We start from the raw sequence: 4598 nt of genomic DNA, 5'->3' as shown, positions 1-4598 counted from the left end.
TGGTACATCGGGACGGAAGCTTATCGAACTTTTAAGATGATATTCATCTATCATTGACAATGTGATTAAAGTATTTTCTATGTTGATTCTAATAAGCTTGCTTTGATCTATCAAAAGCATGGCATTCTTATTCATATTTAAGACTTTTTGCTTTATTTGTAGTAATGTTCATTTGATCAATAACCAAATCTCAATTAATGCTATTCACAGATCCAATCGAAATCCCTCGCGAGCTAACTAATTTAGAAAGAACCCCGGAAGATGTAAGTATTTTAATCGGTGCCAACGGAAGTGGAAAAAGTACCCTATTAAATAATTTATCGCAACATTTTCTTACAAGAGGTCAGGATGTTATCGCTATTGCCAATTCTATCCACGATAAGTTTGAAACAGGTCATAGAAATTTTAGGACATTACGTGGACGTGCCGGAAGAAGGCAAACTCGTTTGATAATGAAAAGGGCTTTAGAGCGAATCGCCCAGACAGATATTCAAAAATTAAAAAATGCGTCTCGTGCATTAACTTATGTTCAATTTGACCCAGTAATTGGGTTCAAGATCGAGAATCTTGACTCTCGATATGAAGAGCTGATTCAGTTTACAAGCTTGTCAATTGTCGACCAAGAAAGGATTATCTATCTTCTTGATATTACAACAAAACAATCTTATCTAGAAATTATATGGTTAGAAATAGAAGGATATGATTTTGAAGAGGTACAAAAGTCCGCACTCACGGAGTTATTCTTGTGGGAATCGGTTCTTCGTAAAGCAAACATACTTAACAGAATAGAAGTATTTCTAAGGAAACAAGGAAAGATTATTTCAATGTTAGATGCGAGTTCAGGTGAGTTGGTTTTGATAACATCAATAGTGTACTTGTCAACTGTTATTACCGAAAACACTGTAATACTAATTGATGAACCGGAAAACAGTCTACATCCTATTTGGCAGAAAGAGTATGTCAAAACGATTCTTGATATATTCTATTTGTACCAACCAAAGATCATAATCGCGACACATTCGCCACTCATTGTTAATGGCGCTGAGTTATTCACAGAGCAGCCCAAGATATTTAAATCTCATAGTTTTTCTTTTGAATTACAACAAAAAGACCCTGTAAATGTAGAAGAAATCTATTCTAGATTCTTTGATCTTAATACTCCACAAAGTATGTTCTTAACACATCAAATAATCAGGCTACTTAATTTATTGGCCGCGGAGAAAATTACATTAGATAACTTTAATATAGTTCTTTCACAAATGGAAAGGAAATCCTATGATCCTAGACAGATTGAGGCATTAGAAGCCGTAAAAAGACTAGCAACAGAGATTTAAATCAAATGATATTAGACATTAACGAAGATGATATTGCCAACATTAAATTGGCTATTCAGCAAGGTGGAAAGGTTTGGGAGAACCCATTGATACAAGGATTCAAAACAAAAGTTAAGACTTATTACAGACACTACGAGAACGAGCAATGTTGTTATTGTAGACGAGATCTTGAAGACGAATTCAATATGGTAATTGATATTGAACACATTTTACCTAAAGGTGAATTTAAGGATTATATGTTTCAGCCATTTAATTTGAATATTTCTTGTAAACGGTGTAATATGCTCTACAAGAGAGAAAAAACAGATTTTGTAATTGATCTTAAAGAAGTATTAAAAACACCTGAAGATACCGCCCAATATAAAATGATACATCCAAATCTAGATAAATACTTCAATCATATCAAGTTAAACAAAATAGTAAATGACAAATACAAATTGATCAAATATCAAGTTTTGAATAGTAGCCCAAAAGGACAATTTACTTATGATTATTTTAATTTGGAGAAAATTGAAATTGATACCCTTAATAGTGCACAAGGTGTCAAAGAAAAGCCTGAACTTTCTGAAACGATTGATCCTAAAATCGCAAATGCGCTAAAGGATGTTTTTAAATCTATCTAAAGTTATTATAAAAAGTAATTAAAGAATTCTTTTTCAGAACTACAATCCAAACCTCATTCTCATTCTGTTTCTCATTCTGAAAAATAACGGCTGAAGAAAGAGTGAGAATGAGAACGAAAATGAAGACAAAAAAATAACGGCTGCAAAGAAAACTTCACAGCCGTTATTTTTTTGGTACCTCGGGCCGGAATCGAACCGGCACACCCGAAAGTACAGGATTTTGAATCCAGCGCGTCTACCAGTTCCGCCACCGAGGCATTTGTTTCATTGCTGTCCGACTGACAACAAGCACTTACCATTGCAAGCGGGTGCAAAAATAAAGAATTATTTTAAATCTACAAGCGGATATTAAAAAATCAAGACTATTTAATGATTTTTAATGTAGCGTGCTCGTCTCCTTTGACCAACTCAATGAAATAGATTCCGGATGATAAATCACCCAAATTATTCAATGTTAGAGATTTATCATAAGAAGATGTTGCCGTAATAATTTGTTGTGTGATTATTCTGCCCATTCCGTCACGGAACACAATTTTTGCCCCGCTGAGATCCGTTTGCTGCCATTGAAGCGTAATAAGCGCTGAAAAAGGGTTCGGATAAGCGCTGATTTGATTGAGATTTACCAAATCCTGGATTCCCAGCATACTGCAACCGTTCAATGTTCCCGGAATATTTGCATCCAACCAGGTCAATCGTCTGTGAAACCAATCCTTCAAACGTTGCACTTCTTCAGCAAAAGTCTGACTCGGAGCCTGAAATTCGGGAGTTCCGGTTGCAAGACCCATGTGTCCCCAGGTTTTGTAATGCCATACCTGACTTTCATTCACAGCCTGTGCCACCGAATCAATCTTCGCATCAAGATAGGTTTCTTTCAGAATACTTCTTCTCAGATCCTCGTATCGGCAGCGAAGTTCATTGGCGAATAAGGAATCTTCCAATAAGCGAATATACCAGCCGGGAGCATTCACATCCTGATCGCATTCGCCGTACATGAATTGAGAACCGTCCTCCGATCCGCTCCACATATCTTTCTCTGCCCAATCGAAATCCCAAACCGGACCGGCCTTCAGTTTTCGGATGGTGCCGTCACTTTTATCCTTGTCTTTGGAGAAATAGCGGCTTTTTTTGAAACCGTCTCCATTGCGTGCCACTTCATTCACAATGAAATAATCAATGAAAGAAGGAACGTCAATGTATGCGCGATAACCTAAAGTCGGATGGTTAAAATTGTTTCCATACAAAGCCGTTTCATAATCGTTGATGAAATTCTGGATATATGTTTTCTGCTGCGGCATGATTTCATCCGGCTTCGGATAAACATACACCATGTGAATATCCAGCCCCGGAAAGCCGATCGGACTGTGATTCAATTGCCAGGAATCATCATTCGTCCAATAATCCACTTTCAGGATATAACCTCCCGTCAAGTCATTTCCAGTGATTTCGGTTGGTTCCAGTTTTGCTACATCTACGCGTTTTTTGTTGCGTTTGATCTTTTCACCGAAAAGGTAAATTCCCTGGTATTCACCGTTCAGAACCACATCCACTAAGCGCATTCTGGTGGCGTAATGTCCCATCGAATCGAATAAATGAAAAGGAATGATGTTTCTGGCGAAAGACTTGTCATTGTAATTTGCAAGCAAAACCCAGTCGCTTTCGGTAGGCATTCCAAGCAGCGAAGTGTCGACGGTATTTCCGTTGATATCCCATGTTTCGAGTGCAAAAGGTTTTTGAGGAAGGCCCGCAGAATAATTTCCACGGTATTCGATTCCTATTTTTCCGTTGTAGTGCGCGGGTTGATCAGTCATATAATTCCTGATTCCTGCACCGTTGTACCGGATTTTCATATCTGCCATCACTTTCGGGTCATCCTGGATGACGTTTCCGTTGGTGTTGATTTCCACAATCGGAAGCAGAGACGAAGTCAATGAAAAATATGCTGCAGGATTATTTCCGAAAGTAATCGAAAAGGATAAAAGGGTTCCCTGATCAGATCCGTAATTGTCATTGATTCGCAATTTCCACACTCCGTTCGGATTCTGTCCGTTGTTGACGAATCCCATTTGCCCTATAGGTTTGAATGTTCCTGTAAATGGAGCTGTTCCGGAAGAAATACTGTTTGCGGCAGCTGCATTGAAACAGGTATTGGTGAAGTTATCGTCTCCGCCACCGATGTTTGAAAACAACATGCCGGTAGTTCCGTCAGGCGCAACGACCCAAACCGTTAAATCCGCATCCCAGGTATGTGTGAGATTGATACAAACGGTTTCCAATCCGAAATTAGTGGTGTCAATCACATTCAAAAGTCCACTCACAGTTACCGGAATATCAATGGTTGTGTTGTCATTGATTGGCCCGCTGCCACCGTTGAAAGTTTGGCAAAATGCTGAAGAAGAAATGCTTGTAAGGAGAATCAGGAGCGTTTTTTTCATTGTTGTCGTAGTTCTGAAACGAATGTAATTAAAATTGAAGAAACAATTTCTTAACATTGGATTTTAACAATAAGTAGAACCACTCGTTCCCTGTAATGGATGAATCCTAAATCACCTGGCATAAATACTCCTGCAATGTTACATGCTCACCACTCAGAATCTGCGGAAATCTATCTGATCTGCGTGAAATAGAAATTGGCGATTTCTTC

3 protein-coding genes and 1 tRNA gene are annotated in these 4598 nt (G+C 38.2%); 2 read left to right on the top strand and 2 right to left on the bottom strand.

The features are described 5' to 3' along the window. Positions 1–197: 197 nt before the first annotated feature. Both Q1V93_RS06845 and Q1V93_RS06840 read left to right on the top strand, forming a co-directional pair. Complete coding sequence (locus tag Q1V93_RS06845; RefSeq protein WP_300663099.1) at positions 198–1334, top strand: AAA family ATPase; 1137 nt, start codon at positions 198–200, stop codon at positions 1332–1334. 5 nt (positions 1335–1339) lie between these two features. Next, on the top strand, positions 1340–1957 hold the full coding sequence (locus tag Q1V93_RS06840; protein WP_300663097.1) for a hypothetical protein: 618 nt from the start codon (positions 1340–1342) through the stop codon (positions 1955–1957). Positions 1958–2129: 172 nt separating this feature from the next. On the opposite strand, the gene Q1V93_RS06835 is transcribed toward Q1V93_RS06840, so the two are convergent. Both Q1V93_RS06835 and Q1V93_RS06830 read right to left on the bottom strand, forming a co-directional pair. After that, a tRNA-Leu gene (locus Q1V93_RS06835) sits at positions 2130–2214 on the bottom strand. Between the two features lie 105 nt (positions 2215–2319). After that, positions 2320–4389 carry a CotH kinase family protein gene (locus tag Q1V93_RS06830; protein WP_300663095.1) on the bottom strand — a complete coding sequence of 690 codons (2070 nt, stop codon included), beginning with the start codon at positions 4387–4389 and terminating at the stop codon, positions 2320–2322. Positions 4390–4598 lie beyond the last annotated feature (209 nt).

The sequence above is a fragment of the Fluviicola sp. genome, from assembly GCF_030151805.1.
GTDB lineage: Bacteria > Bacteroidota > Bacteroidia > Flavobacteriales_D > Crocinitomicaceae > Fluviicola.
Note: the sequence above shows the minus strand (reverse complement) of the source record. Positions and strands in the feature narration are given on the sequence as shown.

Coding starts and splice junctions, on each gene's coding strand:
- Q1V93_RS06845 (WP_300663099.1), top strand. CDS start 198: ATGCTATTCACAGATCCAATCGAAATCCCTCGCGAGCTAACTAATTTA.
- Q1V93_RS06840 (WP_300663097.1), top strand. CDS start 1,340: ATGATATTAGACATTAACGAAGATGATATTGCCAACATTAAATTGGCT.
- Q1V93_RS06830 (WP_300663095.1), bottom strand. CDS start 4,389: ATGAAAAAAACGCTCCTGATTCTCCTTACAAGCATTTCTTCTTCAGCA.